The sequence below is a fragment of the Nocardia sp. NPDC050435 genome (assembly GCF_040655395.1).
In the GTDB taxonomy this organism is placed as follows: Bacteria; Actinomycetota; Actinomycetes; order Mycobacteriales; family Mycobacteriaceae; genus Nocardia.
The window spans coordinates 779,197-804,983 of the sequence record NZ_JBFAJW010000001.1; the positions used below are offsets into that span (position 1 = coordinate 779,197).

Genomic DNA, 25,787 nt, shown 5'->3' on the forward strand with positions numbered 1-25,787 from the left:
ATGCGTTTGGGAATCGTGGGTTTGCTGCGTGGGCTCTACTTGGCCGACTGGTCGCGCCGGCTCGGCATCGAGGTGGCGGCCCTCTGCGACCGGGATTCCGTCCGCCTCGCCGCCGCGCACGCGGAGCACCCGACCGCCCGGGTGACCCAGGACTGGACCGACCTGCTGCACGCGGGCCTGGACGGCGTGGTGCTGGCCAACGATTTCGATGCGCACGCCGAACCGGCGATCGCGTTCCTGGACCGCGGGATCCACGTCCTGTCGGAGACGACGGCGTGCGTCTCCGAGGTGGAGGGCCGTCGGCTCATCGCGGCCGTGGACCGTTCCCGAGCCACCTACTCTTTCGCCGAGAACTACGTCTTCCACCCGCACACCCGCCTGCTGCGCGCGAGCGTCGACGCGGGGGAGCTGGGCCCCTTGTCCCTGGTGGAAGCCGAATACCTGCACAGCCTTTCGCCGGCCGACACCGCCGCCCTGATCGGCGACCCAGGGCATTGGCGCGGCCGCATCGCGCCCACCGCCTATTGCACACACACCGTCTCACCCTTGTTGGCCTTGACGGGCGCGTGGCCGACCCAGCTCACCGCGCACAGCATCGGCCCCGGCGGCGACCGCCCCGCCGCCGTCCTGCTCACGATCCGCCTCTCCGACGGCACCCTCGCCCTGGCCCGCCACGGCTTCCTGGCCGGGGAGTCCGGCAGCCACTGGAGCTGGCTCTCCCTCCGCGGCGCCCACGGCCTCGCCGAATCCCTGCGCACCACCGGCGAGGCCGCCTGGTCCATCCGTGTCCGCCAGGAGGGCTGGTCCCGCCCGGACGGCACAACCCACGAGGACCACCGTTCCCCGAGCCCCTACCTGCTTGACAACGCCCCGATCGACCGCATGGCCGAGGGCACGGTGGTGATCCTGCAAGGCTTCCGATCCACAGTGACCCAAGGCTCCCCACCGCTGATCCCGGTCCGCCCAGCCGTAGCCGCCGCCCTGGTAGGAATCGCGGGCGCGGAATCCCTGTCGCAAGGGTCGAACCCGATCACGATCCCCGATATCTCCGGCTGAGTCCCTCAGCACGCGGCCCGAACGAACACCCGCGGCGAGTCGCTGCCCCGATCATGGACGATCACAGCCCTGGCGGGCGTCTGATTCACCTCCACCAGACGCTGATTCCTCTCCACGTCCGAGAGCAATTCGATCTGACCGCTGCCTTGCCAGAACGACTCTTTCCACCGCGTAGGCACTCCGGGCGCGAACTCCACCAGTTTGGACCGTTCCTTGAAATCGCTGAGCTGCCCGGTGGGGATATCCACGACGGCTTCGGCAACGGAGTCTCCGAACATCACCTCGCGGTGATACCAGACCAGGTCCACACCGGTGGGGAACACGAAATTGCCGCAGTCGGCCACGATGCGCAGCTGCTCCGCGGTGTCTTCCGCACATCCCGGCACGAAGGCCAGCAGCATGCAAGCCGACACACATCCTTGCGCCCAGCGCGTGATCATCCGATTCACAGGGTTGCTTTCCAGCCTTTCCGGATCTCGGTCTCGCCCTTCGACCGGTAGCTGCGTGCCCAGCCGGCCTCCTCGAGCTGTCGCATCTCATTGTTGATGTCAACGCCGATGTTCAAGCTGAGCCGTTCGCGCTCGAGCAGGTCGAAGTTGTAGAAGTCATGCAGGTAGATCTTGTAGTCGATCTCTGCCTCCAGGCCACTGCCGTCGCCGGTCTGGCGCACAGTGACATCGGCGCCGACAGCCACGTCGAAGTGCCCGACCGCTGCCCGGACGTCATCGTCTTCGGGCTCGACGCCACCTTCCCAGGGCGAGGTCACCTCTCTAATGATCCCGATCTGAGGGTCGGCTCGCGCTTGGTCCTTCACCGATTCCTGACATGCGGTGATGGCCTTCTTGACGGCCGGATCCCTGGTGATCTGCCAGACTTCGTCGGCGCTGAACCGGTACTCGTAGCCGTCGTCGTGGTTGGCGAGGTAGACCTCCAGCAGGGTTGGCGCGAGGGTGTAGCCCATGGTCTTCCAGCCCAGAATCACGGCGGCCGCGTCGATGCTGCGGTTCGCGGCGGCCTCGGCTTTGTCCAAGGCTCCGGTCTTGGAGCGGTACACCGCCCGCTTCGGGTCCAATGGCGGGTCAGGAGGCGGATGCAATTGCCGACTCCCACCACACGCTGCCGCCGAAGCCGTATCGAATCGTGCCCAAATCCACGTTGACCTTGTCTGGTAGTTCGAATTCGCTTGCGTTGTATGCCGGTATCGCTCGCCCGGTCGTGTAGGTGAGTGCCTGGGAGATCCGGTCGAGAGTGGTCGAGATCGCGGTTTGCGTGGAGATGGCCGTCTTGGTGGCAGTGTCTACGGCTGCGACGACTTGTGAACGGATCGATTCTTCTATCGGCCGGTTCACCAATTGCGCCCAGCAGCCCAGTGGGAGGGTGAAGCCGTGAAAGGTCATCGATTGCAATAATCCGCTACTGAGTTCCATGGCCTGGTTGTAGACCAGTCGTTCGAGCAGGGGAGCAGCGCTGGTCACGATCTTCGCGACAGCTTCGAGATCGTCGCTGCGGTCGGAAATCTTCTGTCCGAGGCTGGTCACACTTTCGCCGAATGTCAGTGCGGCGCTTCCGGTCCAGTGTTGTTGCAACCATCGGGTGCCGGCGGTGAGGTTCTGCGTGCAGACGAAGTCGTTGATCCCGGTCAGATCTATGCGCTTACCGAGTGCTTCGAGCGCCTCCCAATCGGCCTCCAGCGGCACTAGATAGTCAGCAGCTGGTTTGATGCCGAGTACCTGGCTCAGGGGATCGTCGAACAGGGAGATCGCGTCGATCGCGGTACGCACAACCCGCCGGACGGTGTAAGAGGGTTCTGGTGGGTCGGCGAAGGTGGGTGATTCCAGACTTGGGAACCGGGTGACGCCTTGGCCGGTCGTGCTCACGGGTGCTGCATCGGCACCGAACGCGTTCGCTGTCGCGGTGGTCAAGGCGCCGGCGAAGGAGTCGTCTGTAGCTCGATAGCTGGCGGCGGTAGTGCCGAGTTTCTCGGCGAGGGTAGTGATCGCGCGTAGATCGACCTGCTGGGCGACGGAGACTTCGGTGCGGAACGTCTCGAATCGGGCAGCTACAGACTCGAGGAGCCCGGTTGGCTTGGATAGTTGTACACCCGCTAGCAGGGTGGATGCGTTGGTGGAGCACGCCGCACCCAATTCCCGCAGATCCAGCTGGAAACCTGCCAGGCGTGCGACGTCGACCTCGACGCTATCCATAATGACCGCGAAAAACACGAAAGATGTTGCAAGCTAACCGCATTAGTCCCCCCAGGCGATATCGAGATCGAGTCTACAACGCCGTGGCGTCCCAGATGACCGGGGGACAGGTACGTTCGGAGGGATGACGCGGACTGGATGGACCGAGGCGGATCTGCCTTCGCTGGTGGGGCGCACTGTGCTGATCACGGGGGCGAACAGCGGGGTGGGGTTGGCTACGGCGCGGGGGTTCGCGGGGGCCGGGGCGCGGGTGGTGCTGGCGGTTCGGGATGTCGGGCGGGGGCAGGAGGCGGCTCGGCTGGTGGGTGGGGACTGTGTGGTGCGGCGGCTGGATTTGGCCGATCTGGCGTCGGTTCGGGAGTTCGGGCGGTCGTGGCGGGAGCCGGTGGACGTTCTGGTCAACAACGCGGGGGTGGCCGGGTTCGCGGGCAGGCGCACGGTGGACGGGTTCGATCTGCAGTTCGGGACGAATCATCTGGGGCATTTCGCGCTGACCAATCTGCTGTTGCCGCATCTGCGGGATCGGGTGGTGACGTTGGCGTCGGGGGCGCATCGGGCGGGGGAGATTCATTTCGACGATTTGACGCTGTCGACGCGGCGGTACGGGTTGGCGGCGTCTTACGGTCAGTCGAAGCTGGCCAATCTGCTGTTCACCCTCGAGCTGGATCGGCGGTTGCGGCGGGCGGGTTCGCCGTTGCGGGCGCTGGCGGCGCATCCGGGTTACGCGGCGACGAATCTGGGGACGCAGGGCCGTAATCGGGTGCTGGTGGCGGCCGTGCACGGGGTGGGCAGGGTGCTGGCGCAGAGCAGTGCGCAGGGGGCGTGGCCGACGTTGTTCGCGGCGACACAGGATTTGCCGGGCGGCGCGTATGTGGGCCCGGATGGGCGGCGGGAGCTACGTGGTCATCCGACGCTGGTCGGTCGTTCGGCGGCGGCGAGTGATCCCGTTACGGCGAAGCGGCTGTGGTCGGTCTCCGAGGAGCTCACCGGGGTTGGTTTCGGACTCGACGGGTAGCCGCGGGGCAGCGGACGAAATGTCATAATGTCGATTATCGGTTCGAGAACGGCGTGGCGATCGGGGTGCCTGCGGTGACCGAATGATGTTGATATATGCGCTGTTTCGTATATCGGCCGCTCGGCTCCCGCCCCATCCCTTGATCCTGGAGACGCCCACGCCGACGGAATGTTCGCTGATCTGCTCTGCGTCATCCTGTCGGCCATGAAAATATTCCGGCGAAACCCGTATTTCGCCGGAATATCATGATCCGCAACAAGATTGGCGTCGAGACCCCCACTTCCCCGGGTCCAGCCACCCTCCCTCAATACGTCACTGTGACGAAAAGAAGGGTGTCAGCGGATCGTGCCCGCGCCTGCGATCAATGGCAGATCCAGCGGCGTCACCCATCCTGGCGGCAAGTCGTTGACAGCCGGTACGGCATTGAGGGCGCGCAGGCCGGTCGCCAGGCATCCGGCGACCGCCGGGGTGCGCCCGGAGCCGTCGGTGAACCGGAACGAGGTCTCCTGGGAAATCGACGGTGAGCCGGTGATGTCGACGCGGTACACATCGTCACGGGTGCCGGCGGGCCAGTCCGGTGCGGCGTCGAGGCCGATGCGGTTGACGTGTTCGAGGGTGATGACTTCGCGGCCGCGGTAGGTCCCGTTGATGGTGAACCGGATCGCGGCGACGGTGCCCGCCTTGACGGCGCCCTTGGCGGTGGGTCTATCGGTGGGTGTGACCCATTTTTCCCAGGTGGTGGTGATGTCGTCGAGTTCGATGCCGACGGCGGCGGCGATCATCGGCACGGTGGCGCCCCAGGCCATGATGAGCATGTCGGGGTGTTCGAGCAGGGCGGTGAATTCGGGTGGGTGCCCGATGCCCATCTCGAATTCGTAGTCGCCTTCGTACTGGGTGTAGTCGAGCAGTTCCGAGGCGCGCACGGAGCTGACTTCGCCGCACAGGCCCATCAGGGTCATGGGAAACAGGTCGTTGGCGAAGCCGGGGTCGATGCCGGTGGTGAAGCAGGAGGCGCCGCCTTCGGCGCAGGCCTGGGTGATCGGATCGCGCCACACGTCGGGCAGTTGTTTCATCTGTGGCCACACCCACGGTGTCATGGCGGTGGAGCAGACGTCGATGCCGGCGCGCAGGAAGGCGCTGATGATGCGGATGTTGTCGTCGGCCAGGGCGGCGGTGGGTCCGTAGTGGACGAGGGCGTCGGGGCGGGTGGCGATGAGTTCGTCGACGGAATCGGTGGCCAGGACACCGGTTTTCGGGGCGCCGCAGAGGTCGCCGGCGTCTTTGCCGATCTTGTCGGGGTTGGCGACGCCGACGCCGACGAGTTCGAAGTGGGGGTGGCGCAGGATTTCGGTGAGGACCATGGTGCCGACGACGCCGGTCCCCCACAGCACGATGCGTTTCTTGGTGGTCATCGGTGGAACTCCCCGCAGTCGACGGTCAGCATTTGTCCGGTGATGGCGCTGGCGAGGTCGCTGGCGAGGAACAGGGTCGCGCGGGCGACTTCCTCGGGGCCGGCCAGGCGTTTGAGGTCGGTGGGTTCGGCTTTCTGGCGGTAGATCTCGGCGTGGTCGACGCCGGCTTGGGTGGCGAGCCAGTCGAAGTAGGCCTTGTTGATGTCTTCGTAGACGTAGGAGGGGGCGACGCTGTTGACGCGGATTCCGCAGGGGCCGAGTTCGGTGGCCAGGGAGGAGGCGAGGTGGGCGAGAGTGCCTTTGGAGAGTTTGTAGCCGGAGAATTCGGGTTGGGAGCTGTAGGAGACGCAGGAGTTGAGCATGATGACCGAGCCGCGGGTGGCTTGCAGGGCGTCGGCGAACAGGGCGGTCAGGCGCAGGGGTGCGAAGACGTTGGTTTCGTTGACGGTGCGCAGGGCGTCGAGTTCGATCTGGGTGATGGGGTTCATCGGGGGGATGGCGAAGGCGTTGTTGATGAGGCAGTCGATGCGGCCGAAGGCGGCGAGGGCTTGTTCGGCGAGGGCGGCGCGCTGGGGTTCGTCGGTGATGTCGGTGGGGATGACGGCGGTTTTGGCGCCGAGGGTTTCGAGTTCGGTGGCGATGGTGCGCAGGCGTTGTTCGGTGCGGGAGGCCAGGATGAGGGTGGCGCCCATGCGGGCGGCTTCGGTGGCCAGGGCGTGGCCGAGTCCGGGGCCGACGCCGGAGATGAGGATGACTTTGTCCTGCAGTAGCGGGACGGGGGTGTAGGTGTCGGGTTGGACGGCTGGCACGGCTCCTCCTCGAAGTCCGCAGCAGTTACACACTGTAACGACTTTGTTGTGACAGACTGTATCGACTGCTGCCCGCCCTCACAAGGATGAGATTTCGTGACCGCACGCCATCGGCTCGGCCCCCGCCGTGATCCCGCGGTGGATACCGCGGTGCTCGAGGCCGCGCGCAGTCTGCTGGTCGAGAACGGTTACGCGGCAACCTCGATCGATGCGATCGCGGTGCGGGCGGGGGTGAGCCGGCCGGCGATCTACCGGCGCTGGCCGTCCAAGGCGCATCTGATCGCGCAGGCGGTGTTTCCCGATGTCGGGATGGCGAATACGGCCGCGGATCTGACCAGTGAGATCCGCAAGGTCATCCGGGGCACGATCCAGTTGTTCGGCTCCCCCGAGGCGCGTGCGGCGATGCCGGGGTTGATGACGGAGATGCGTCAGGACGCGACGTTGTACGAGAAGTTGTCGGCGCGCTTGGATTCGCCGACGCGTGCGGAGTTGGGTGACTATCTCGGTGCGGGTGGTGCGCCGGGGCTGGATCCGAATACGTTGCTGGACACGATCGCCGGGGCGGCGTTGTTCGCGATGTGTATCCGCGATATCGATGATCTGGACGGTTTCGCGGGGTCGCTGGAGGATCTGCTGTTGTACGGGGTGCTCGGTAAACGCCCGGAGTGAGCCGGTGCCGTGCGGGGGCTACTCCCCTGGTCTGGATGTTCTTGTCCCCCAGGCTGAATCGTCACTGTGACGGCTCAGTCGCGGCCGAGGGTGGCCAGGGCGGCGCGCAGGCGGACCGCAGCGTCTTCGGCGACCGGGTCGAGGTCGGGTTCGCCGGTGACCTGGACCATGAGTTGCGGGTTCATGGCTTCGACGATGACGAGGTCGGCGTGTTCGGGATGGCGGCGCACGACCACGTTGCACGGCAGCAGCAGCCCGATCTGGCGTTCGATATCGACGGCGCGCTGGGCCAGGGCGGGGTTGCAGGCGCCGAGGATGCGGTACTCCTCCATCTGGTGGCCGAGTTTGGCTTCGAGCGTGGCGCGCAGGTCGATCTCGGTGAGGATGCCGAAGCCTTGCTCGGCGAGGGCGGCGCGGGTGCGTTCGATGGCGTCCTCGAAGGCGGCGCGCACGGTGGTCGACAGGGCCAGGGCCATGGGGGTGTGCTCCGATCCGCGGTCGGTGGACATTGCGTCAGGTCGAGTGACCATGTCATTTATACCCCCGGTTTCCGGGCGCGGCGGGGTTGCCGGGCCCGATATCCGACCGTGGGTGGATCAACCGTCTGAGCCACAGGCGGTAGCCTGGGGGCAGTATCGGAGGGGAAAGGTGAAAACCCGTGAGCGCCAAGACGATCGCCCGGCAGTGCAATCTGTGTGAGGCCCACTGCGGAATCCTGGTCACCGTCCAGGACGAGCAGGTCACCAGGATCGAGGGCAACCCCGAGGACGTGCTGTCCAAGGGCTATATCTGCCCGAAGGCCACCGCGCTGGCGGGGCTGCACGAGGATCCCGACCGGCTGCGCACCCCGGTGCGCCGGGTGGGTGCGGGGTTCGAGCCGATCGGCTGGGACGAGGCGTTCGCCGAGATCGGGCGGCGGTTGCGCGCGGTGCGCCGCGAGCACGGCCCCAGCGCGATCGGGATGTATCTGGGCAATCCGGCCGCGCACAGTTCCTCGGTGATCTACGGGGCGCTGCTGCGGGCGGCGCTGCTGACCAAGCATTTCTTCACCGCGTCCTCGATCGATCAGTTCCCGCAGGAGTTCGCGGCGTGGCGGATGTTCGGGTCGAATCTGCTGATGCCGGTGGCCGATATCGATCGCACCGACCGGCTGGTGATCCTGGGGGCGAATCCGGCGGTGTCCAACGGGTCGCTGACGACGATGCCGGGGGCGAAGTCGCGGATCAAGGCGGTGCGTGAGCGCGGCGGCACGGTGGTGGTGATCGATCCGCGCCGCACCGAGACCGCGCGCCTGGCCGATGAGCATGTGGCGGTGACCCCGGGCGGGGATCCGTTCCTGTTGCTGGGGATGCTGCACGTGCTGGTCACCGAGAACCTGTGTGACGAGCGGGTGACCGCGCGCCAGTGCGCGGGCTTCGAGCAGCTCGCGGCGCTGGTGGCCGATTTCGCGCCGGAGCGGGTGGCGGCCGCGGCGGGGGTGGAGGCGCCGGTGATCCGCCGGTTGGCGCGTGAGCACGCGGCCGCGGGTTCGGCGGTGCTCTATGCCCGGCTCGGGGTGTGCCTGCAGGTGACGGGCACGCTGACGCAGTGGCTGGTCAATGTGGTCAACGCGGTCACCGGGAATCTGGACCGGGCCGGTGGGCAGATGTTCGCGACGCCGCCGATCGATGCGGCCCGGTTCGGCAAGTATCTGCCGGTGGGTCATGGGGCGTGGACCGACAGCAGTGGGCGGTTCAAGTCGTTTCGCAGCGAGTTGCCGGTGGCGGTGCTGGGTGCGGAGATCCGCGGCGGGGCGATCCGGGCGATGGTCACCTACGCGGGCAATCCGGTGCTGTCCACCCCGCAGCGCGGTGAGCTGGACGAGGCGCTGGAATCACTGGATTTCTATGTGGCCGTGGACATGTACGTCACCGAGACGACCCGGCACGCCGATATCATCCTGCCGCCGATCTCGCCGCTCGAGCGCGAGGATCTGGATGTGCTGCTGCCGGTGTTCAGTGTCCGCAACAATCTGCGTTACAGCGCGCGGGTGTTCGATCCGCCGGCCGGTGGGCTCGAGGACTGGCAGATTTTGGCGCGGCTGGTGACCGAGGTGCTGCCGCTGCCGTTGCGTGCTCGCACGACGGGGGTGGCGCATCGGGTGTTCGAGCAGTTCAGTCCGTTGCGGTTGTCGGCGCTGGGGATCGCGGCCGGGCCCTACGGGGTGCTGCGGCGGGGGTGGAAGGGTTTGACGGTGCGGTCGGTGCGCGAGAGCGCGGGCGGTATCGATCTGGGGCCGTTGCGGCCGCGGCTGCGGGAACTGATCGGCACCAAGGATCGCAGGGTGCAGTTGGCGCCGGCGGATTTCGTGGATGCGGCCCGCGCGCTGGGCGCGGATCTGGATCGGGGTGCGCGGGCGCGCGCGGGCGGGTTCGATCTGCGTCTGATCGGGCGGCGGCATCTGCGCAGCAACAACTCCTGGCTGCACAATGTGCCCTCGATGGTCAAGGGCAAGGATCGTTGCACCGCGCTGATGCATCCCGAGGATGCCGCCGCGCGGGGGCTGCGTGACGGTCAGCCGGTGACGGTGCGTTCGCAGACGGGGTCGATCGTGGTGCCGGTGGAGGTGAGCGCCGATATCCGGTGCGGCACGATCGCGGTCCCGCACGGGTGGGGTCATCAGGAGCCGGGGGTGGGCTGGCAGGTGGCGGCGTCGCTGCCGGGCAAGAACGTCAACGTGCTGCACGATCCCGCGTTGACCGACACCTTCTCCGGGGCGGCGGCGGTCAACAGCACCTGGGTGCGGGTGGAGACGGTGTCCGGGTAGCTCGCGTCAGCGGCTGGTCTGGTCGACGCGGGTGCCGTTGAGCCACGGTTCGGGGTCGGCCAGGAACGGGGTGTCGCCGAGGCGGTCGAGGTCTTCGAAGAAGGCGCGGGTGGTGCGGGCCGCGCCGGGTGTGGTGCCGGTGGCCAGGAAGGCGGCTTGTTCGGCGGCCAGTGCGCGCGGCAGGGATTTATCGGTGCCGAAGTAGATGGCGCGTTTGGCCTCGGCGATCACGACCGGGTTGCGGGCGGCCAATCGGGTTGCGGTGGTGCGGGTTTCGGTGAGCAGCCGGTCGGGGTCGACCAAGCGGTGCACGAGTCCGAGGCGGTGGGCCTGCGTGGCGCTCAGGGGTGCGCCCTCGAGGGTGAGTTCCAGCGCGGCGGCGGCGCCGAGCAGGCGGGTCAGGCGCTGGGTGCCGCCGCCGCCGGGGATCAGGTTGGCCGGTGCTTCGATCTGGCCGAAGCACACGTGCTCGGCGTCGGCGGCGTAGCGCAGGTCGCAGGCCAGCGCGATTTCGTTGCCGCCGCCCAGTGCCGGGCCGTTGATCGCGGCCAGGTAGACCGTCGCGGAGCGGTTCATCCGCAGGGTGGCGCGTTTCCAGCGGAAACCCCAGACCAGGCCCGCGCCGAGTCCGCCGAGGCGTTCCACGGAGTCGGCCACGCCCGGCACCCGCAGGCCCAGTTCGCCGGCGCGCAGCAGCGGTGCGGCGACGCGGGCCGGGATGAACGGGTGCGGCAGTTCGATCATCCCGGCCAGGGCGCGCGGGTCGGCGTGGGTGAGGAAGCGGCCGGGCAGTCCGCCGGTGAGCACGACCGCTCCGACGCTGTCGTCGCCGTCGACGGCGCGGGTGAGCCGGTCGAGGTCGCGCACGACCTCGGTGGTGACGAAGTTCAGCGGCGGGGCCACCACGGCGGCGGTGAGCACGCGCCCGTCCTGTTCGAGTTCGAAGGTGTCCAAGGCGAGTTCGGCGGCACGGCGCATCGGGTGTCTCCTCTGGTGCGTGGGCTGGCCCCGAACCGATTCCGCGACAAAGTGGTTCGGGCCGGGTTCCACGCTAGCCGGGTCGGGCGGTGCGGGTCTGTGTGCGACCGCACAGAGTCCGGGGCGCGGGTTGTCGCGGATGCTCAAGGGTGGTCGTAGGCGCCCTGGGCGATGTCCTCGAGCAGGTTCGGGCCGAGCGGGTTCCAGGACAGCAGGGCGCGGGTGTGCTCGCCGGTGGCGGCCATGTCCAGGCCGAGGAAGCGTCCGAGGAATCCGAAGTGCGCGGCCGCGTTCTCCGGCGGCACCGCGGCCACCGGCACCCCGAGACGGGCTCCGATCGCCTCGGCGATGGCGCGCGTGCCGACGGCGGGTTCGGCGACGGCGTGCAGGATCGAACCGGCCGGGGCGCTCGCGAGTCCGAGTCGGATCAGCCGGGCGGCGTCGCCGCGATGCACGGCCGCCCATGTCGTCGTGCCCTCCCCCAGGTATCCCGAGACGCCGTGGCGGCGGGCGGCCGCGACGAGCGCGGCGACGAATCCGGTGTCGCCGGCGCCGTGCACCGAGGGTGCGAAGCGGACCGCGAGCACCCGCACGCCTTTCTCGGCGTAGGTCAGGGCGAGGTTTTCGGTGCCGCCGCGGGGCGAGTCGGGTCCCAGCGCGGGCGAGGGGTCGGTTTCGGTGGCGGGGCGGCCGCGCACCAGGCCGGAGAGCACCGAGGCGAACGCGAGGGGGCGGTCGCTGCCGGCGAGGGTGTCGGCGAGCGTGGCGACGGCGGCGCGTTCCGAGCGCGCGGTCTCGGCCGGGTCGGACCAGTCGTGCTTGTTGGCCAGGTGCACGACGGCGTCGGCGTCCTCGGCGGCGGCGCGCAGGCCCGCGAGGTCGTCGAGATCGCCGAGGCGGGCCAGGGCGCCGGTGCGGCGCAGGGCGGCGGCCGCGTCCTGGGAGCGGGCCAGGCCGGTGACCACGTGGCCGTTGTCGAGCAGGTCGGTGACCAGGGCCGAGCCGATCCATCCGGTGGCGCCGGTGACGAAGACGTGCATGGGTTTTCTTCCTTCTGTCTGAGTTTGGCTATCGGGTGGCGCGCCGCGACAGCACGGCCTGGCCGACGACGAGCGCGCCGAGCACGAGCACGCTGAGGCCGATCACCCGCAGTCCGGTGCTCGCGCCGGCGCCGAACGCGGCGATGATGTCCGCGGATCGGGTGGGGGCGGCGGCGAGGGCTTGGGCGACGGTGTGCGGGTCGCCGGCGGCGCGCAGGTCGGCGGGCAGGGCGTGCACGAATCCGCCGGTGAGCACGGTGCCGATGACCGCGACGCCCAGGGCGCTGCCGAATTCGCGGGTGGTGGCCTGTAATCCGGCGCCGACACCGGCCAGCGTGTGCGGTAGCGCGCCGGTGATGGCGCCGGACAGGGTCGGCAGGGCCAGGGTGACGCCGATGCCGGTGAGCAGCAGCCATCCGGCGTAGATCGGGTAGGGGGTGTGGGTGTCGCCGGTGGAGAGCCCGAGCAGCCCGCCGCCGACGCAGGCGAAGGCCAGTGCGAGGGTGGCGTCGAGGCCGGCGCGGGCGGCCAGGCGGGCGACGTGGCGGGATCCGGCGATGATCGGGATAGTCAGCGGGATGATGCCGAGTCCGGTGCGCAGCACACCGAAGCCGTGGGCGTATTGCAGGAACGAGGCGTTGACGTAGAACAGGGCGAACATGCCGAAGAACACCGCGGTCATGCCCAGGCAGGCGCTGCGCAGGATCGGGATGCGGAACAGGCGCGGATCCAGCAGCGGCTGTCCGGTCTTCAGCTCGACCACGATCCAGGCCGGGAAAAGGACTGCGGCGCAGAGGAATCCGGCGATCACCAGGGTGCTGCCCCAGCCGGCGACCGGGCCTTCGACGATGCCGAGCAGCAGCGCCACCGACGCCGCGACCAGCAGGAGTGTGCCGATCGGGTCCAGACGGCGGTCGTGGCGCGCCGAGACGGGGGCGATCACCGCGCTCAGCGCCGCCAGCACGAGCGCGAGCGGGACGGCGGCGGCGAACAGCCAGCGCCACGAGCCGCCGGTGAGCAGCGCGCCGCCGCCGACGTTGCCGAGCACGCCGCCGATGCCGGTCATCGAGGCCCACACCGCGATGGTGGCGGGTTTGCGTTCGGGGGCGACCGCGTGCAGCAGCACCGCGAGCGTGTTGGGCAGCACCGCGGCCGCGCCGACGCCGGTCAGCGCGCGTCCGGCCAGCAGCACCGCCACATTCGGGGCGAGCGCCGAGAGCAGCGCGCCTGCGGCGAACACTCCCAGCCCGGCCAGCAGCACGCCTTTGCGGCCGAATCGGTCACCGGCCGCGCCGGCGGGGATGACCAGGCAGGCGAAGACGATCACATAGGTGTCCACGATCCACACCAGCGCCGAGGCCGAGGGGTGCAGGGAGCTTGCCGCGAGCATCGGCACGGCGAGGTTGATCGCGGCGACCATGCCGACGACGAGGGCTACGCAGGCGCACATCACCGCCGGCAGGCCGCGTCGGGTGGCCGGCATTGTCGGGGTGTCGTGGTGCACAACATCGGTTTGCATATCCAGCACGCTAGGGAGCTGGGTGATGTTCGTGCGACGCAACTTCGGCAATCTAGAATTGCATAGGATGCAACTATGTCCGAGCAGCTCGATCTGAATCTGCTGCGCGTGTTCGACGCGCTGTCGCAGCACGGCAGCGTCACCGCCGCCGCCGAACACCTGCACCTGTCGATCCCGGCGACCAGTCGCGCGCTGGGCCGGTTGCGCCGGGCAATGGGCGACCCGATCCTGGTGCGGGCCGGGCGTGGCATGGCCCCGACGCCGTTCGCGCTGCGCACCGCCCCGCGCGTGCGTTCCCTGCTCGACGAAGCCGCCGCCCTGATCAGCGCCGACCGCGTCGTGGACGTCGCGACCCTGGAACGCAGCTTCGCGATCCGCATCAACGACGGTGTCGCCGCGACCTTGGCCACAGCCGCGGTCGCGGCGACCGCGGCTGTGGCGCCCGGGGTGGTGCTGCGTTTCGTGGCCGAGGGCAACGAGAGCCTCGAGGCGTTGCGTGACGGTTCGGTCGATCTCGATATCGGCGCGGGCGCCCCCGAGGCCCCGGATCTGCGCGCGCAGTTGCTCTATCGCGAGCAGATCGTCGGTGTCGTGCGCGCCGGTCATCCGCTGGCCGGGCAGCGTCGTCCGAGCCTGGCGCGGTTGTGCGAGCATCCGCATGTTTCGGCGTCGCGGCGTGGTCGCGTCCACGGGCCGCTGGACGAGGCTCTCGCGGCCGAGGGCCTGCGCCGCCGGGTCGCCGCGGTCGTGCCCACCTCGGCCATGGCCGCGCTGCTGGTCTCGGCCACCGATCACGTGGGCCTGGTCCCCCGGCGCCTGGCCGAGCAGTACGGCGCGGCCCTGGGCCTGCACTGGTTCCCGATTCCCGCGGCGCTGCCCGAGATCGAGATCTGCCAGCTCTGGCACGCCCGTCTCGACGCCGACCCCGCCCAGCGCTGGCTGCGCGGGACCCTGCGCGCGGCCGTGGCCGTGAAGTCCTGAGCGCGGGCGTGCAGCAGGCGTTCCCTCGATGCCGCACGGGACCGGGGGCGACGGGGCCCGTGCCGAGGAGACCGCGTCGCCGCCGAACCGCGAGAACCCGCCTACACCGTGGGGCGGGTTTGTGTCTCGCAGATCCCGAATGCGGCGGCCCGGTCCGATCGAGACTTGGCTGCGGGCTGTCGATGACGAGGGCGTTGTCGCGGTGCGGCAGGTCGGCCTGACTCGCACGTGGCAGGGATCCGACGGTGCGGGCGCGAGAACCCGCCGCGGCGTCAGGCCGGGGGCTGGGCGGTGGCCAGCAGGTGACGCAGTTCTTCGACGGTGTCGTCCAGGGGCACGGTGCTGCGCTGGACGCGGCTCAGGGTGATCGCGCCTTCGATTGCGGCGACGGTGAGGGTGGCCAGGCGGGTGGCGCGGGCGGCGGGAACGTCGTGGCGCAGCAGCAGTCCGGTCAGGGCGGTGTGCCAGCGGGCGAAGATCTCGGCGGCGGCGTGCGCGAATTGTGGTGCGTCGTCGTTGGTTTCGACGGCGACGGCGAAGATGGGGCAGCCGGCGCGGTAGTCGCTGTCGCGCAGGGTGGTGCGCCACAGGTCGGCGAAGCGTTCGAGGGCGTGCACGGGGTCGTGCTCGCGGGTGAGCGCGTCGATGAGTTCGCTCATTACCGTGCCCGCGGCGGTGACGGCGTCGCCGATGAGCTGGGTGCGCCCGCCGGGGAAATGGTGGTAGACCGAGCCGCGGGGTGTGCCGGTGGCGGCCAGGACCGCTTCGACGCTGGTGGCGCTGGCGCCGTGCACGCGCAGGGACTCGATCGCGCCCTCGATCATGCGGCGGCGGGCGTCGGGGACGCGAGGTCGGGTGGGGCCGGTACGGGGCCGGCGGGTAGCTGCCACGCCCGCCATTCTATGGCGGACTCCATAGCACGAAATTTTCGCGCCGGTCAGGAACCTATTTGGCGTTTTGTGTCCGATTTTGTGAAACAGATCACTAATAGCTGGAGATTAACCATGTGGCTCGCAAAGTGCGGGTGCAGTACGAAAGGAAAAGTCCAATGCTCGTCTCACTTCTTGCCGCAGGCATCGCATTCGTGGCCACCGTTCTGCTCGCGGGAATCGGTATCTTCCTCTGAGCCGCGCCACGGCGGCTCCGCTGAGCCGGATGCCGCAGTCTTCCGACCCGAACGCCACCAATGGTAACCACCGGTTACCTGGTTGGCGCTCGGGCCTTTTCGGGTCAGTTCACCCGCGTGCGATGAAACTCCAGGAACGCCTCCAGCGTCTCCTGCGCGGCCTCGAGCTGCGGATAGTGCCCCACCTTCGCCAGCTCCACCACATCGGCGCCGGGTACGAGCTCGCGATAGCGGGCCACCATGTGCTCCCCGGAGACCGGGTCGAGCAGTCCGTCGATCAGCCGTAGCGGGATCTCGGCGCGTTCGAGCGCGCCCACCCAGCGCTGCCGATGCGCGCGCCGCTCGGCCATGTAGCGAATCAGTTTGTGCCCGTTGCGTTTACCGTGGCGCCCGCACCACAGCAGCCAGAACTGATCCAGTTCGGCCGCGCTCGGTTTGGTGTCGGGCCCGAACACCGCGGCCAGGCTCGAGGCGAAGGTGGCCTCGGTGGCCAGCAGGCTCAGCAGCGGGCCCAGCGGTCCGGCCAGCAGCTTCTGGATCGGGCGCGCGCGATGGGTCTCGGGGAACAGTCCGCCGTTGAGCAGGCACACCGATTCCAGTACGAGCGAATCGTCGCCGGCGGCGCGGCGTTCGCTGTCGCGGGCCAGCAACTCCTGGGCGACGGTGTCGCCGTAATCGTGGGCCAGCACGTGCACCCGGCGCACCCCCTGCTCACGCAGCAACTGCTCGTGCAGATCGGCCTGATCGAAGATCGAATACTCGTAGTCGCGCGGCTTGGCCGACCAGCCGAACCCGATCATGTCCGGCGCCAGCACCCGATCGAACTCCGCGCACAATCCCGCCCAGATCCGGTGCCAATCCCAGGACGCGGTCGGGAAGCCGTGTACGCACAGCAGCGCGCGCTCCCCTGCCGCCCCGGGTTCCCCGGCCGTGGGCAGGGTGCCGTGAAAGGCGCTGTCGCGCCAGAAGATCTGGTGGCCCCGATGGGTGAACCTGCGGCCGTTTGCGCGCCAGTCCGCGAACTCGTCCATGTCTACCTCCTCGTGCCGACCAGCATTGCGCGTGCACGCTACTCCCACAGCGGGTTCGGCGGCTGCGGGACGCGTCAACTACCGCGCGGCGGGTGCTCTGCGAGAATGCTGCGGTGCATATGGCGATCGGCCTGGTGGTTCTCGTAGCGTCGGCGGCGGCCCTGGCCGCGCTGGCGCGGCGGTTCGGTGTCTCCGAACCGCTGGTGCTGACGGTGGCCGGGGTGGCGGCCTCGTATCTGCCGCACGTGCCCACGGTCCACCTGGACCCGGAGGTGGTGTTGCTGGGTTTGTTGCCGCCGCTGCTCTACACCGCGGCCATCCGCACCTCCCTGGTCGACTTCCGCGCCAACATCCGCACCATCGCGCTGCTGTCGGTGGGGCTGGTGCTGTTCTCCACCTTCGCCGTGGCCGCGGTGGTGTGGTGGCTGCTGCCGGTGCCCTTCGCGGTCGCGGTCGCCCTGGGCGCGGTGGTCGCCCCGCCCGACGCGGTCGCGGCCACCGCGGTCGCGCGCCGGATCGGGATGCCGCGGCGCATCGTGACGATCCTCGAGGACGAATCGCTGTTCAACGACGCGACCGCGCTGGTCGCGCTGCGCACCGCGATCGCGGCCTCGGCGGGCACGGTCTCGGTGTGGAACGCCGGCGGTGACTTCCTGCTCGCCGCGGGCGGCGGCGCGCTGGTGGGTGTGGCGGTGGCCTATCTGCTGGCGCTGCTGCGCCGGCGCATCACCGACCCGGTGCTCGACACCACCCTGTCGTTCCTGGCGCCCTTCGCCGCCTACCTGCCCGCCGAAGGCGTGCACGCCTCCGGGGTGATCGCGGTCGTGGTGTGCGGGATGATCCTGGGCCACAACGCGCCGGTGTGGCAGAGCGCGGCCTCGCGCATCGCCGAGCGCACCAACTGGCGCACCATCCAGTTCATTCTGGAGAGCGCGGTGTTCCTGATCATCGGCCTGCAGGTGCGCGCGATCGTGGAGGGCGCGTGGGGCAGCGGCCTGGATCACACCACGCTGATCCTGGCCGCGGTGGCGGTGCTGGCCACCGTCATGCTGGCGCGCCCGCTGTGGGTGTTCCCGTGGGCGCTGCTCTCGCGCCGCTTCGGGCTGGTGACCGCCCCCGCCGAGGAGGGCCTGCGCTATGCCACGGTGGTGTCGTGGGCGGGCATGCGCGGGGTGGTGACCTTGGCGGCGGTGCTGCTGCTGCCCGAGGACACCCCGCAGCTGGCGGTGCTCAAACTGCTGGCGCTGGTCGTGGTGGGCGGCACGCTGCTGGTGCAGGGCACCTCGGTGCCGTGGCTGGTGCGCGCGCTGAAACTGCGCGGTCCCAGCCGCGCGGAGGACGCGCTGCAGAAGGCCGGGCTGCTCTCCCAGGCGACCTCGGCGGGGCTGGCCGCGCTCGAGGAGCAGATCACCCCCGAGACCCCCGAGGCGGTGGTGCAGTCGCTGCGCGAACGCGTCACCTGGAAGACCAACGCCGCCTGGGAGCGACTGGGCCGCTCGGAGGCCGAACAGGCCACGCCCACCGCCGAATACCGCCGCCTGCGCCTGGCGATGCTGGCCGCCGAGCGCGCCACCGTGCTGCGGGTGCGTGACGCCGGCGGCATGGACTACGAGATCCTGCAGCACGTACTGGCGCGCCTGGATCTCGAGGAATCGATGATCGACCGCTTCGACGAGACCGAGGACGACCGGATCGAGCTGCTGGCCGCCCCCGGCGGAGACGACTGCGCGCATCTGCGCGCCGCGCCGCTGGCCCCGCAACCGCAGGGACCCGGCGAATGCGCGCAGTGCGTGGCCGAGGGCCTGAGCTGGGTGCACCTGCGAATGTGCCTGTCGTGCGGGCAGATCGGCTGCTGTGACTCCTCACCGGGCAATCACGCCGCCAAGCATTACGCCGCAACCACGCACCCGGTGATCCGCAGCATCGAGCCCGGTGAGGCCTGGCGCTGGTGCTATGTCGACGAACTGCTGGGCTGAGCGCGCAGGTGGGTGTCGAAGAAGGCGAACACCCGCGCCCAGGCGTCCGCGCTGGCCTCGGGGTTGTAGCCGAATCCGGTGACGCGTAGCAGCCGGTCGCCGGGGAAGGTGTTGGCGAAGCCGTGGGTGGTGCGGGGGTAGGTCTTGATGTCGTGGGCGACACCGAGTTCGGTGAGGGTGCGTTCGAGTTTGCGCGGGGCGCCGCGTAGCGAGGGATCCTGGGCGGCGTAGCTGGCCACCACCGGGCAGGCGCCGTCGAGCAGGCGGCGGTAGTCGCCGTAGAGGCCGCCGTAGAAGGGAGCCGCGGCGTCGAAGCCTTCGGGCGCGCACAGCAGCGCGAACCCGCCGCCCATGCAGAAACCGCTGATCGCGGTGCGCCCGGTGCAGGCCGGGTCGGCGAGCAGGCGCTCGCGCGTGGCCAGGATGTCGCGCACGGGTTCGCGGTCGGCCTCGGTGGTGCCGCCGGTGAACCACAGGGCTCGCATCACCGCGCGCATGCAGCGGGTGCGGCCGCGGCTGAACAGGTTCGGGGCGATCGCGAGGTAGCCGTGCTCGGCGAGCAGGCGCAGATGCCGGTGCAGATCGGCGCTGTCGCCGGTGACATCGTGCAGCAGCACCACCCCGGGCCAGGGGCCGGGACCGGTGGGGCGGGCCAGCACCGCCTGGATCGGGCCGTCGGGGGCGTGCACCTCGAGGTGTTCCATGAGCACCGAATCTAGGCGTGTGTCTCAGACATGTACAGCAGTCGCGAGGATCGCGCGCACCATCGAACGCGCGCCGCTCACTTCCAGGCGAAGCGCGGTTGCTCGAGATGCGCGACCCGGGTCGGACGGTGGTGCAGCACCACCTCGCGGAACTGGTACAGGATCGCCGCGGTCGGGGCGTGCAGGTGCCCGCCCAGCAGCGGCAGCTGGATGGCGAGCCGATCCGAGCCGGGCACCGGAACGAACTCGGGCTCGGTGTCCAATGCCGCGAACGGAATCCAGTGCACCACAGCCACTTCCGCCACATTGGGGTGCAGCGGCGGCGACTGCCCGACCCAGGCCACCACCGGGGTCATCACATAACCCGAGCGCGTCGGGTAGTCGTCGAGCAGCCCCAGCACCGCCGAACCCGGGGCCGTGACGCCCAGTTCCTCCCGCAGTTCCCGCAGCGCCGCCGCGGGCGCGTCCTCTCCCGGATCCAATTTGCCGCCCGGCAGCGCGAACTGGCCCGCGTGCGCGCGCAGCCCGGCCGCGCGCTCGGTCAGCCAGATCCCGTGCTCGCCGTCGCGTTCGGCGATCGCCAGCGCCACCGCCGCCGCGGTGCGGTCCTGCGGCTCGACCTCGTGGCGAGCGAACCCCGACAGCGTCGCGGCGATCTGCTCGCGCAGCCGCTCGGCGGGCACCTCGGTCCAGTTCTCGGCGCGTGTCTGGGGCATCAGCCGAACCTAATTCGGTGCGCGGGCGAGCGTCAACGGCGAATATCACTGGAGTGCCGCGCACCGGCTCGGGTACCGTGCCGGACATGCAGCGCGCCGACCACACCACGACGCCGGACGACGTCCCGGCGCGCTGAACCCTGTTCCACCAGCCCCGGGCGGATGCCCGGGGCTTCGTCACGCGCATCCGCCCTCCCCTTCGGAGGAGATCCGCTATGTACGACCACCGCGTCCTGGGCCGCGAGCTCGGCCTGTTCGACACCGACCCGCTGATCGGGTCCGGGCTGCCCTACTGGCTGCCCGACGGCGCGATCGTGCGCCACAGCCTCGAGGAATACCTGCGCACCGTCGAACGGCGCGCCGGCTACCAGCACGTGTACTCCCCGGCCCTGGGCAAGCGCGAACTCTACGAGCGGTCCGGGCACTGGGCGCACTACCGCCAGGACATGTATCCGCCGATGCCCCTGGGTTCCGAACAGCTGATGCTGCGCCCGAGCCTGTGCCCGCACCACGCGCTGATCTACCGCTCGCGCTCCCGCTCCTACCGGGAACTGCCGCTGCGCATCGCCGAGATCGGGGCGATGTACCGCGCCGAATTGTCCGGCGTGCTGGGCGGTTTGACCCGCGTGCGCGCGATCCAGCTCAACGACGCCCACCTGTTCTGCACTCCCGGCCAAGTCGGCCAGGAAGCCGCGAGCGCGCTGGCCATGATCGGGGCCGCCTATCGGGCACTGGGGATCGAAGCCGCGCGCTATCGGCTCTCGCTGCCCGCTGCCGGCGGCAAGTACGTGGCCGCGCCGCAGCTGTGGCAGCGGTCGGTGCGGCTGCTGCGCGAGGTCCTCGACGGGTCCGGCATCGCCTACGAGGAGCAGGCGGGTGAAGCCGCCTTCTACGGCCCGAAGATCGATGTCCAGGTACGCGACCACGCGGGGCGGGAATCGACCCTGTCCACCGTCCAGATCGATTTCCACCAACCCGAACAATTCGACCTGCGCTACATCGGCGCCGACGGGGCCGAGCATCGCCCGGTCATGGTGCACCGCAGCGTTCTGGGCAGCCTCGAGCGCGCGGTCGCGCACCTGCTCGAGCACCACGGCGGCGCCTTCCCCGCCTGGCTGGCCCCGGTCCAAGCCGCGATCCTGCCGGTCTCGGCAGCCCAGGACAGCGCCGCGGCCGCCCTGCGCGACCAGCTCCTGTCCGCCGACGTGCGGGCACGCCTGCTCCCGGCGGAGCAGGGCAGTCTCGCCGCCCGCGTCCGCGAAACCCGTCTCGCCCCCTACCAACTCGTCCTCGGCCCCGCCGAAACCGACCTCGGTCACGTCGCGCTGCGGCTGCGCGACGGCCGCCGCCTGCCCGCCCAACCCGTGCCCGCCGTCGTGTCCCGAATCCGTGCCGCGATCGACAGCCACGCCCTCGAGCTGTGGCCCGAGGCCATGGCAGAGGCGCAGCACCGTCAGCCGAGTCGACCGGTGCTCAGCGGAAATCGGCGACGTGGTCGGTGACCCACTGCCGATACGTGTGCGCGGGTGCGCCGGTAATTTCGGCGACGGTGGCCAGCACCGGCTCCGGCCGCGCCGTCATCTCATCCATCCCCAGCAGCGCCGTGTTCACGTCGGCGACTGGCATCCACGTAGACATCTCCGCAAGCATCTGCTCCCTGGACGTTTTCTCGAACCGCACCGGCACTCCGAGTACCTCGGCGATGATCCGCGCCCGCTGCGGGGCGGTCAGCGACTCGGGGCCGGTCACCTCGTAGACGACGCCGATGTGTCCCTCGAGCAGTGCCCCGACGCCCACAGCGGCGATGTCGCGTTCGTGGATCACCGACCGGGCCCATGCGTCATAGTGTTCGCGCACCACACCTTCCGTGCGAATCGAGTCCGCCCAGCCGAGATCGTTGCCCGCGAAACCGCCTGCGCGCACGAAGGTCCAGTTCACCCCCGCTTCCGCGATGAGCCGTTCGAGATAGCCGTGCGAACCGAGCACCGCGCCGACCCGCTCGTCGGCGCCTCGCGCGGAGAGGTAGACGAGGTGGCGCGCCTGCTCGGCCAGCCGCCGTATCACGGCCGGCGCGGCGGCGTCCGCTTCCAGGGTCGGCCACACCAGGAACACCGCGTGCACTCCGTCGAGCGCGGTATCCAGCGAGCCCGGGTCCGACAGATCACCGCGCACGACCTCTACGCCGGACGGAAACGTCACCGACTCGGGGCGGCGAACCAAGGCACGGACATCGACGCCCGCCTCGTGTAGTTGGTGGACGGCCGCGCGGCCGACCTTGCCTGTTGCACCGGTAACCAGAATCATGGGCCCGATCGTGCTACCCGAACTATGGTTCAGGTCAAGTGCCGGCTAGGGTCGGGCGGTCTCGATGCGTGCACTAACGGAGTGTTGCCGCAGGGGTGAACACATCGCCGAGCGGCCCGGACACCGAGGGCCGCCGACCTTCCTCGGCGAACCATTCCCACCGGAACAGCCGTGCCCGAACCGGTTTCGGAGTACGCAATAGCGCACGTGCGAGGGTGGCGAAGCGGCCGCCACCGTCGAGCACGGTTCGATGCTCGGCCAACGCGTCGAGCCGCTGGGCCGCGAACGCCGAAACATCGATGCGATGGGTGATCTCGGCTCGGGCGGTGTAACCGTCACGGATCGCGGTGGCGTCGTAGCCCAGCCAGCGCGCCGGGGTGGCCAGCCGTTGCAGCGGCTCGCGTGGCAGCGTCGCGGCCAGCACTCGCGTGACCCCGGCCCGCTCCGCGGCCTCGACGCCGACGTCGTGCACCCGGAGATGGTCGCGGTGCCCGTACCCGCCGTTGCGGTCGTAGCTGAGCAGGATTTCCGGGCGTTCCCTACGCAGAATCGACGCCAGCCGTTCAGCGGCCTGCGCGATGTCAGCGCGGGCGAACCGGACCCGTCCCGGTGGATCCGGGTACAAGATCGGACCATGGCCACTATCGGCATAGCCGAGGTGTTCGACTCTGGCGACACCGAGAACCCGCGCGCTGGAACGCAGTTCGCGCAGCCGCGGTGCGACGGAACCGTCGAACGACCGCATGTGCCCGTCGCAAGCGACCACGATCACCGTCCGGTGGCCGGCATCGGCCAATTTGGCCAGCGTGCCGCCGGTGAGGATGATCTCGTCGTCCGGGTGGGCGTGAAAGGCCACAACTGTCGCCACCGTTCCAGTATGTCCGTGCGCCGCTGCACCTGTCCGTCCCGGCCGATGTCGGCCCTCGCGGACGCATCGGACGCCACCGAAAGCGGACATTCTCGCTGGGTTGCTCCTGACGTAGCGTCAGGTCCTAACGTCGACGACGCCGGCGCACGGTGCGCCGGCGGGAGTGAGATGGAAGCGGATGCCGCGAACGCAGCTGTGGAAGGTCGGCGAACTCGCCTCCGAGGCCGGATTGACGGTTCGAACGCTGCACCATTACGACCGCATCGGCTTGGTCCGTCCAGCCCGGCGCACCGCCACCGGACACCGGCTCTACACCGACACCGACGTCCAGCGGCTGTACCAGGTTTCGGCATTGCGCCAGCTGGGTCTGGGCCTGGACCAGATCGCGAACGTGCTCGCGGGCGCAGTGACCGTGGGAGACGTACTGAGCGCGCATCGCGATCGTCTGGCCGCTCAGATGGTCGCGCTCGAGGATCTGCACGCCCGGGTGGCCACATTGGCGGCGACAGCGGAGAACCGGCCCGGTATCTGCGCGGATCACTTTCTGGAACTGATCAGGAGGACTGTCATGGTCGAGAACACCGCAGGAAAACACTTCACCCGAGACAATGCCACGGCCTTCGCCGCCCTCTACTTCGCGCAACTCACGGCCCGCCAGCACGCCCTGGAACTCTGGTACGCCGAAAACGCGCAACTCACCGTCGATGACACTCCATACCAGGGCCCGACAGCGATTGTCGAGCGGCTCACGCGACTCTCGCCCTCCGACTACGAGGTCCAGGCGATCGATATCCAGACAGACACCGATCTCTCAGCTCTCGTTCGCGTGACCGGAAAACGCGTGCAGGACAGGACATCAGGCGCCGACCCGTTCGCGACCTCGTTCACACTGAGCAGGGCCGGCCTGATCGTCACCCAAACCTTCCACGGCGCCTAGAACCCTGATCGGTCGATCTCCCCGGGACCGGTGAGCAGTGCCAACCGCTCGGCGTCCACACTGCCCGGTTCAGCGGTGTCGATCATGATCCGCAGATCACAGCCCGCGACCGTGAGGACGGCGCAGTCCAGCGTCAACGGCCCCGCGACGGGGTGGTCGATCGTTTTGACCGTGACCTCGTACCCGGCGACCGCGCCCGACTCCCACAGCGCGTCGAAACGCGCGCTGTGGGCACGCAGATCGCGGATGAGTTCGCGCAAGGCCGCGTCGGCGGGATAGTGGGCCGCGGCGGTGCGCAGATCCGAGACCAGAGCGGTTTCCAAGGCATCCAGATACTCCGGGGAGTACCGCCCGGTCGGGCCCGGGGCCACGAAATGCCGCCACACCCGGTTGCGTTCGTTACCCTGCCAGCTCGCCGCGTCCCCGAGCAGCGCCAGACAAGCCGAATTCGCTTGCAGCAGAGTCCAGGACGCGTCGAAGACCGCCACCGGGATGCCGGTCATCCGGTCCAGCATGCGCTGCACCGCGGGTGGGATCTCGGTGCCGACGGTGCCGGGTTCGGGCAGAGCCAGACCGGCAAGCCGATACAGGTGGGCACGCTCCTCGCCGGTCAATCGCAGCGCCCGGCCCAGCGCTGCGACGACCTGCGGTGACGGATTGGACGCGCGGCCCTGCTCGAGCCGGGTCACATAATCCACCGAGATGCCGGCCAGCAACGCCAATTCCTCACGTCGCAGACCCGGCACACGCCGCGCGCCGTTCGTGGACTCCGATACCGCCTGGTCGCGCCAGCGGCGCACCGCCACTCCGAACTCCGCTGTCGCCATGGCCCTCATTGTGCCGGGTGCCCGGCCTGGTACCGGCAGTCCCAGGAAGACCGAGGCACTGGTTGACCCGCTCGCCTGCGACGAACCTGAGGCCATGACCACAACACTGATCACCGGAGCCAACAAGGGCCTGGGCTTCGAGAGCGCCCGCCAGCTGATCGCCGCGGGCCACCTGGTGTACCTCGGCAGCCGCGATCCGGACCGCGGTCGCGCCGCGGCGGCTCGGCTCGGCGCCCGTTTCGTCGAACTCGATGTCACCGACACCGCCTCGGTCCACGCCGCGGCCGCACGCGTCGAAGCCGACGGCGGACTCGACGTCCTGATCAACAACGCGGGCATCGACGTGGAGGGCAACGGGGCGGTCGACGTGGCCGAGGTCACCGCCGACATTATGCGGATCGTGTTCGACACCAACGTCTTCGGACCCGTGCGGGTCCTGCACGCCTTCCTGCCGCTGCTGGCGCGATCGTCTGCGCCGGTCATCGTGAACGTCAGCAGTTCCCTGGCCTCGCTGACCCGCAGCACCACCCCGGGCACCTCGGCCTACACCTATCCCGGCCTGTCCTACCCCGCCTCGAAAACCGCACTCAACCGCCTCACCGTGCAATACGCGAAACGCTTCCCGGCGATGCGCATCAACGCGGTGGAGCCCGGCTACACCGCGACCGACCTAAATGCCCACGCGGGCACCCAGACCGTCGCCGAGGGCGCCGACATCATCGTGCGTATGGCGCGGCTGGCACCCGATGGCCCGACCGGCGGCTACTTCGACAAGACCGGCCCCCTGCCCTGGTAGCGATCCAGCTCCG

Annotated in this window: 25 protein-coding genes; 9 read left to right on the forward strand and 16 right to left on the reverse strand. The window is 69.4% G+C overall.

All coding sequences use genetic code 11. The annotated features are described in order from the left end of the window. Positions 1-1,056: a Gfo/Idh/MocA family oxidoreductase gene (locus AB0I43_RS03765; protein ID WP_356972990.1), complete on the forward strand. Its 1,056-nt coding sequence runs from the start codon at positions 1-3 to the stop codon at positions 1,054-1,056. Positions 1,057-1,061: 5 nt separating this feature from the next. Here the strand turns inward: AB0I43_RS03765 and AB0I43_RS03770 are convergent, their stop codons facing one another. The 3 genes from AB0I43_RS03770 to AB0I43_RS03780 are packed head-to-tail and all read right to left on the reverse strand — an operon-like array spanning position 1,062 to position 3,278. Beyond that, a complete protein-coding gene (locus AB0I43_RS03770; protein WP_356972991.1) occupies positions 1,062-1,457 on the reverse strand; it encodes a hypothetical protein in 396 nt (131 codons plus the stop codon). A 44-nt stretch (positions 1,458-1,501) separates the two neighbouring features. Next, positions 1,502-2,110 carry a hypothetical protein gene (locus AB0I43_RS03775; protein WP_356972993.1) on the reverse strand — a complete coding sequence of 203 codons (609 nt, stop codon included), beginning with the start codon at positions 2,108-2,110 and terminating at the stop codon, positions 1,502-1,504. Between the two features lie 25 nt (positions 2,111-2,135). Beyond that, positions 2,136-3,278 carry a hypothetical protein gene (locus AB0I43_RS03780; protein WP_356972994.1) on the reverse strand — a complete coding sequence of 381 codons (1,143 nt, stop codon included), beginning with the start codon at positions 3,276-3,278 and terminating at the stop codon, positions 2,136-2,138. Between the two features lie 106 nt (positions 3,279-3,384). On the opposite strand from AB0I43_RS03780, the gene AB0I43_RS03785 reads away from it, so the two are divergent. Continuing rightward, complete coding sequence (locus AB0I43_RS03785) at positions 3,385-4,275, forward strand: oxidoreductase (protein ID WP_356972996.1); 891 nt, start codon at positions 3,385-3,387, stop codon at positions 4,273-4,275. A gap of 335 nt (positions 4,276-4,610) precedes the next feature. Here AB0I43_RS03785 and AB0I43_RS03790 read toward each other — a convergent pair whose 3' ends face one another. Together AB0I43_RS03790 and AB0I43_RS03795 are read right to left on the reverse strand one after the other, a co-directional pair. Continuing rightward, positions 4,611-5,687: a dihydrodipicolinate reductase gene (locus tag AB0I43_RS03790; RefSeq protein ID WP_356972997.1), complete on the reverse strand. Its 1,077-nt coding sequence runs from the start codon at positions 5,685-5,687 to the stop codon at positions 4,611-4,613. Then, complete coding sequence (locus tag AB0I43_RS03795) at positions 5,684-6,496, reverse strand: SDR family oxidoreductase (protein WP_356972998.1); 813 nt, start codon at positions 6,494-6,496, stop codon at positions 5,684-5,686. The genes AB0I43_RS03790 and AB0I43_RS03795 overlap by 4 nt, the downstream gene beginning before the upstream one ends. A gap of 96 nt (positions 6,497-6,592) precedes the next feature. Between AB0I43_RS03795 and AB0I43_RS03800 the strand changes: the two genes are divergently transcribed. After that, complete coding sequence (locus tag AB0I43_RS03800) at positions 6,593-7,165, forward strand: TetR/AcrR family transcriptional regulator (protein ID WP_356972999.1); 573 nt, start codon at positions 6,593-6,595, stop codon at positions 7,163-7,165. Between the two features lie 74 nt (positions 7,166-7,239). Here the strand turns inward: AB0I43_RS03800 and AB0I43_RS03805 are convergent, their stop codons facing one another. Beyond that, on the reverse strand, positions 7,240-7,641 hold the full coding sequence (locus tag AB0I43_RS03805) for a DUF302 domain-containing protein (protein ID WP_356973146.1): 402 nt from the start codon (positions 7,639-7,641) through the stop codon (positions 7,240-7,242). Positions 7,642-7,823: 182 nt separating this feature from the next. Between AB0I43_RS03805 and AB0I43_RS03810 the strand changes: the two genes are divergently transcribed. Beyond that, positions 7,824-9,971 carry a molybdopterin-dependent oxidoreductase gene (locus AB0I43_RS03810; RefSeq protein WP_357431135.1) on the forward strand — a complete coding sequence of 716 codons (2,148 nt, stop codon included), beginning with the start codon at positions 7,824-7,826 and terminating at the stop codon, positions 9,969-9,971. 6 nt (positions 9,972-9,977) lie between these two features. On the opposite strand, the gene AB0I43_RS03815 is transcribed toward AB0I43_RS03810, so the two are convergent. The 3 genes from AB0I43_RS03815 to AB0I43_RS03825 form a co-directional block, all read right to left on the reverse strand. Beyond that, on the reverse strand, positions 9,978-10,949 hold the full coding sequence (locus AB0I43_RS03815; protein ID WP_356973001.1) for an enoyl-CoA hydratase-related protein: 972 nt from the start codon (positions 10,947-10,949) through the stop codon (positions 9,978-9,980). Between the two features lie 143 nt (positions 10,950-11,092). Continuing rightward, positions 11,093-11,989 carry an NAD-dependent epimerase/dehydratase family protein gene (locus AB0I43_RS03820; RefSeq protein ID WP_356973002.1) on the reverse strand — a complete coding sequence of 299 codons (897 nt, stop codon included), beginning with the start codon at positions 11,987-11,989 and terminating at the stop codon, positions 11,093-11,095. A 28-nt stretch (positions 11,990-12,017) separates the two neighbouring features. Continuing rightward, the gene (locus tag AB0I43_RS03825; RefSeq protein WP_356973003.1) at positions 12,018-13,508 is read right to left on the reverse strand and encodes an MFS transporter; all 1,491 of its coding nucleotides are present in this window, start codon (positions 13,506-13,508) and stop codon (positions 12,018-12,020) included. A 75-nt stretch (positions 13,509-13,583) separates the two neighbouring features. Here AB0I43_RS03825 and AB0I43_RS03830 point away from each other — a divergent pair, with 75 nt between their 5' ends. After that, positions 13,584-14,489 carry a LysR family transcriptional regulator gene (locus AB0I43_RS03830; protein ID WP_356973004.1) on the forward strand — a complete coding sequence of 302 codons (906 nt, stop codon included), beginning with the start codon at positions 13,584-13,586 and terminating at the stop codon, positions 14,487-14,489. Between the two features lie 272 nt (positions 14,490-14,761). Here AB0I43_RS03830 and AB0I43_RS03835 read toward each other — a convergent pair whose 3' ends face one another. Then, positions 14,762-15,379: a TetR/AcrR family transcriptional regulator gene (locus AB0I43_RS03835; protein ID WP_356973005.1), complete on the reverse strand. Its 618-nt coding sequence runs from the start codon at positions 15,377-15,379 to the stop codon at positions 14,762-14,764. 340 nt (positions 15,380-15,719) lie between these two features. Next, positions 15,720-16,646: an alpha/beta hydrolase gene (locus AB0I43_RS03840; protein WP_357431137.1), complete on the reverse strand. Its 927-nt coding sequence runs from the start codon at positions 16,644-16,646 to the stop codon at positions 15,720-15,722. A 119-nt stretch (positions 16,647-16,765) separates the two neighbouring features. Between AB0I43_RS03840 and AB0I43_RS03845 the strand changes: the two genes are divergently transcribed. Continuing rightward, complete coding sequence (locus tag AB0I43_RS03845; protein WP_357431172.1) at positions 16,766-18,622, forward strand: Na+/H+ antiporter; 1,857 nt, start codon at positions 16,766-16,768, stop codon at positions 18,620-18,622. On the opposite strand, the gene AB0I43_RS03850 is transcribed toward AB0I43_RS03845, so the two are convergent. Both AB0I43_RS03850 and AB0I43_RS03855 read right to left on the reverse strand, forming a co-directional pair. Then, the gene (locus AB0I43_RS03850) at positions 18,598-19,326 is read right to left on the reverse strand and encodes a dienelactone hydrolase family protein (RefSeq protein ID WP_356973007.1); all 729 of its coding nucleotides are present in this window, start codon (positions 19,324-19,326) and stop codon (positions 18,598-18,600) included. The genes AB0I43_RS03845 and AB0I43_RS03850 overlap by 25 nt on opposite strands. A gap of 77 nt (positions 19,327-19,403) precedes the next feature. Next, a complete protein-coding gene (locus AB0I43_RS03855) occupies positions 19,404-20,042 on the reverse strand; it encodes a CoA pyrophosphatase (RefSeq protein ID WP_356973009.1) in 639 nt (212 codons plus the stop codon). A gap of 215 nt (positions 20,043-20,257) precedes the next feature. On the opposite strand from AB0I43_RS03855, the gene thrS reads away from it, so the two are divergent. Then, positions 20,258-21,544 (forward strand): threonine--tRNA ligase, encoded by a 1,287-nt coding sequence (gene thrS, locus AB0I43_RS03860; protein WP_356973010.1) that lies wholly within the window; start codon positions 20,258-20,260, stop codon positions 21,542-21,544. Here the strand turns inward: thrS and AB0I43_RS03865 are convergent. Next, positions 21,516-22,346 carry an NAD(P)H-binding protein gene (locus AB0I43_RS03865; RefSeq protein ID WP_357431139.1) on the reverse strand — a complete coding sequence of 277 codons (831 nt, stop codon included), beginning with the start codon at positions 22,344-22,346 and terminating at the stop codon, positions 21,516-21,518. The genes thrS and AB0I43_RS03865 overlap by 29 nt on opposite strands. Before the next feature lie 73 nt (positions 22,347-22,419). Then, the gene (locus AB0I43_RS03870; protein ID WP_356973012.1) at positions 22,420-23,214 is read right to left on the reverse strand and encodes a PIG-L family deacetylase; all 795 of its coding nucleotides are present in this window, start codon (positions 23,212-23,214) and stop codon (positions 22,420-22,422) included. A 178-nt stretch (positions 23,215-23,392) separates the two neighbouring features. Here AB0I43_RS03870 and AB0I43_RS03875 point away from each other — a divergent pair, with 178 nt between their 5' ends. Further along, on the forward strand, positions 23,393-24,151 hold the full coding sequence (locus AB0I43_RS03875; protein WP_356973013.1) for a MerR family transcriptional regulator: 759 nt from the start codon (positions 23,393-23,395) through the stop codon (positions 24,149-24,151). On the opposite strand, the gene AB0I43_RS03880 is transcribed toward AB0I43_RS03875, so the two are convergent. Next, positions 24,148-24,978, reverse strand: a complete 831-nt coding sequence (locus AB0I43_RS03880) for a helix-turn-helix transcriptional regulator (RefSeq protein WP_356973014.1) — start codon at positions 24,976-24,978, stop codon at positions 24,148-24,150. The genes AB0I43_RS03875 and AB0I43_RS03880 overlap by 4 nt on opposite strands. Before the next feature lie 94 nt (positions 24,979-25,072). Here AB0I43_RS03880 and AB0I43_RS03885 point away from each other — a divergent pair, with 94 nt between their 5' ends. Further along, a complete protein-coding gene (locus AB0I43_RS03885) occupies positions 25,073-25,774 on the forward strand; it encodes an SDR family NAD(P)-dependent oxidoreductase (protein ID WP_356973015.1) in 702 nt (233 codons plus the stop codon). The last annotated feature ends 13 nt before the right edge of the window (positions 25,775-25,787 follow it).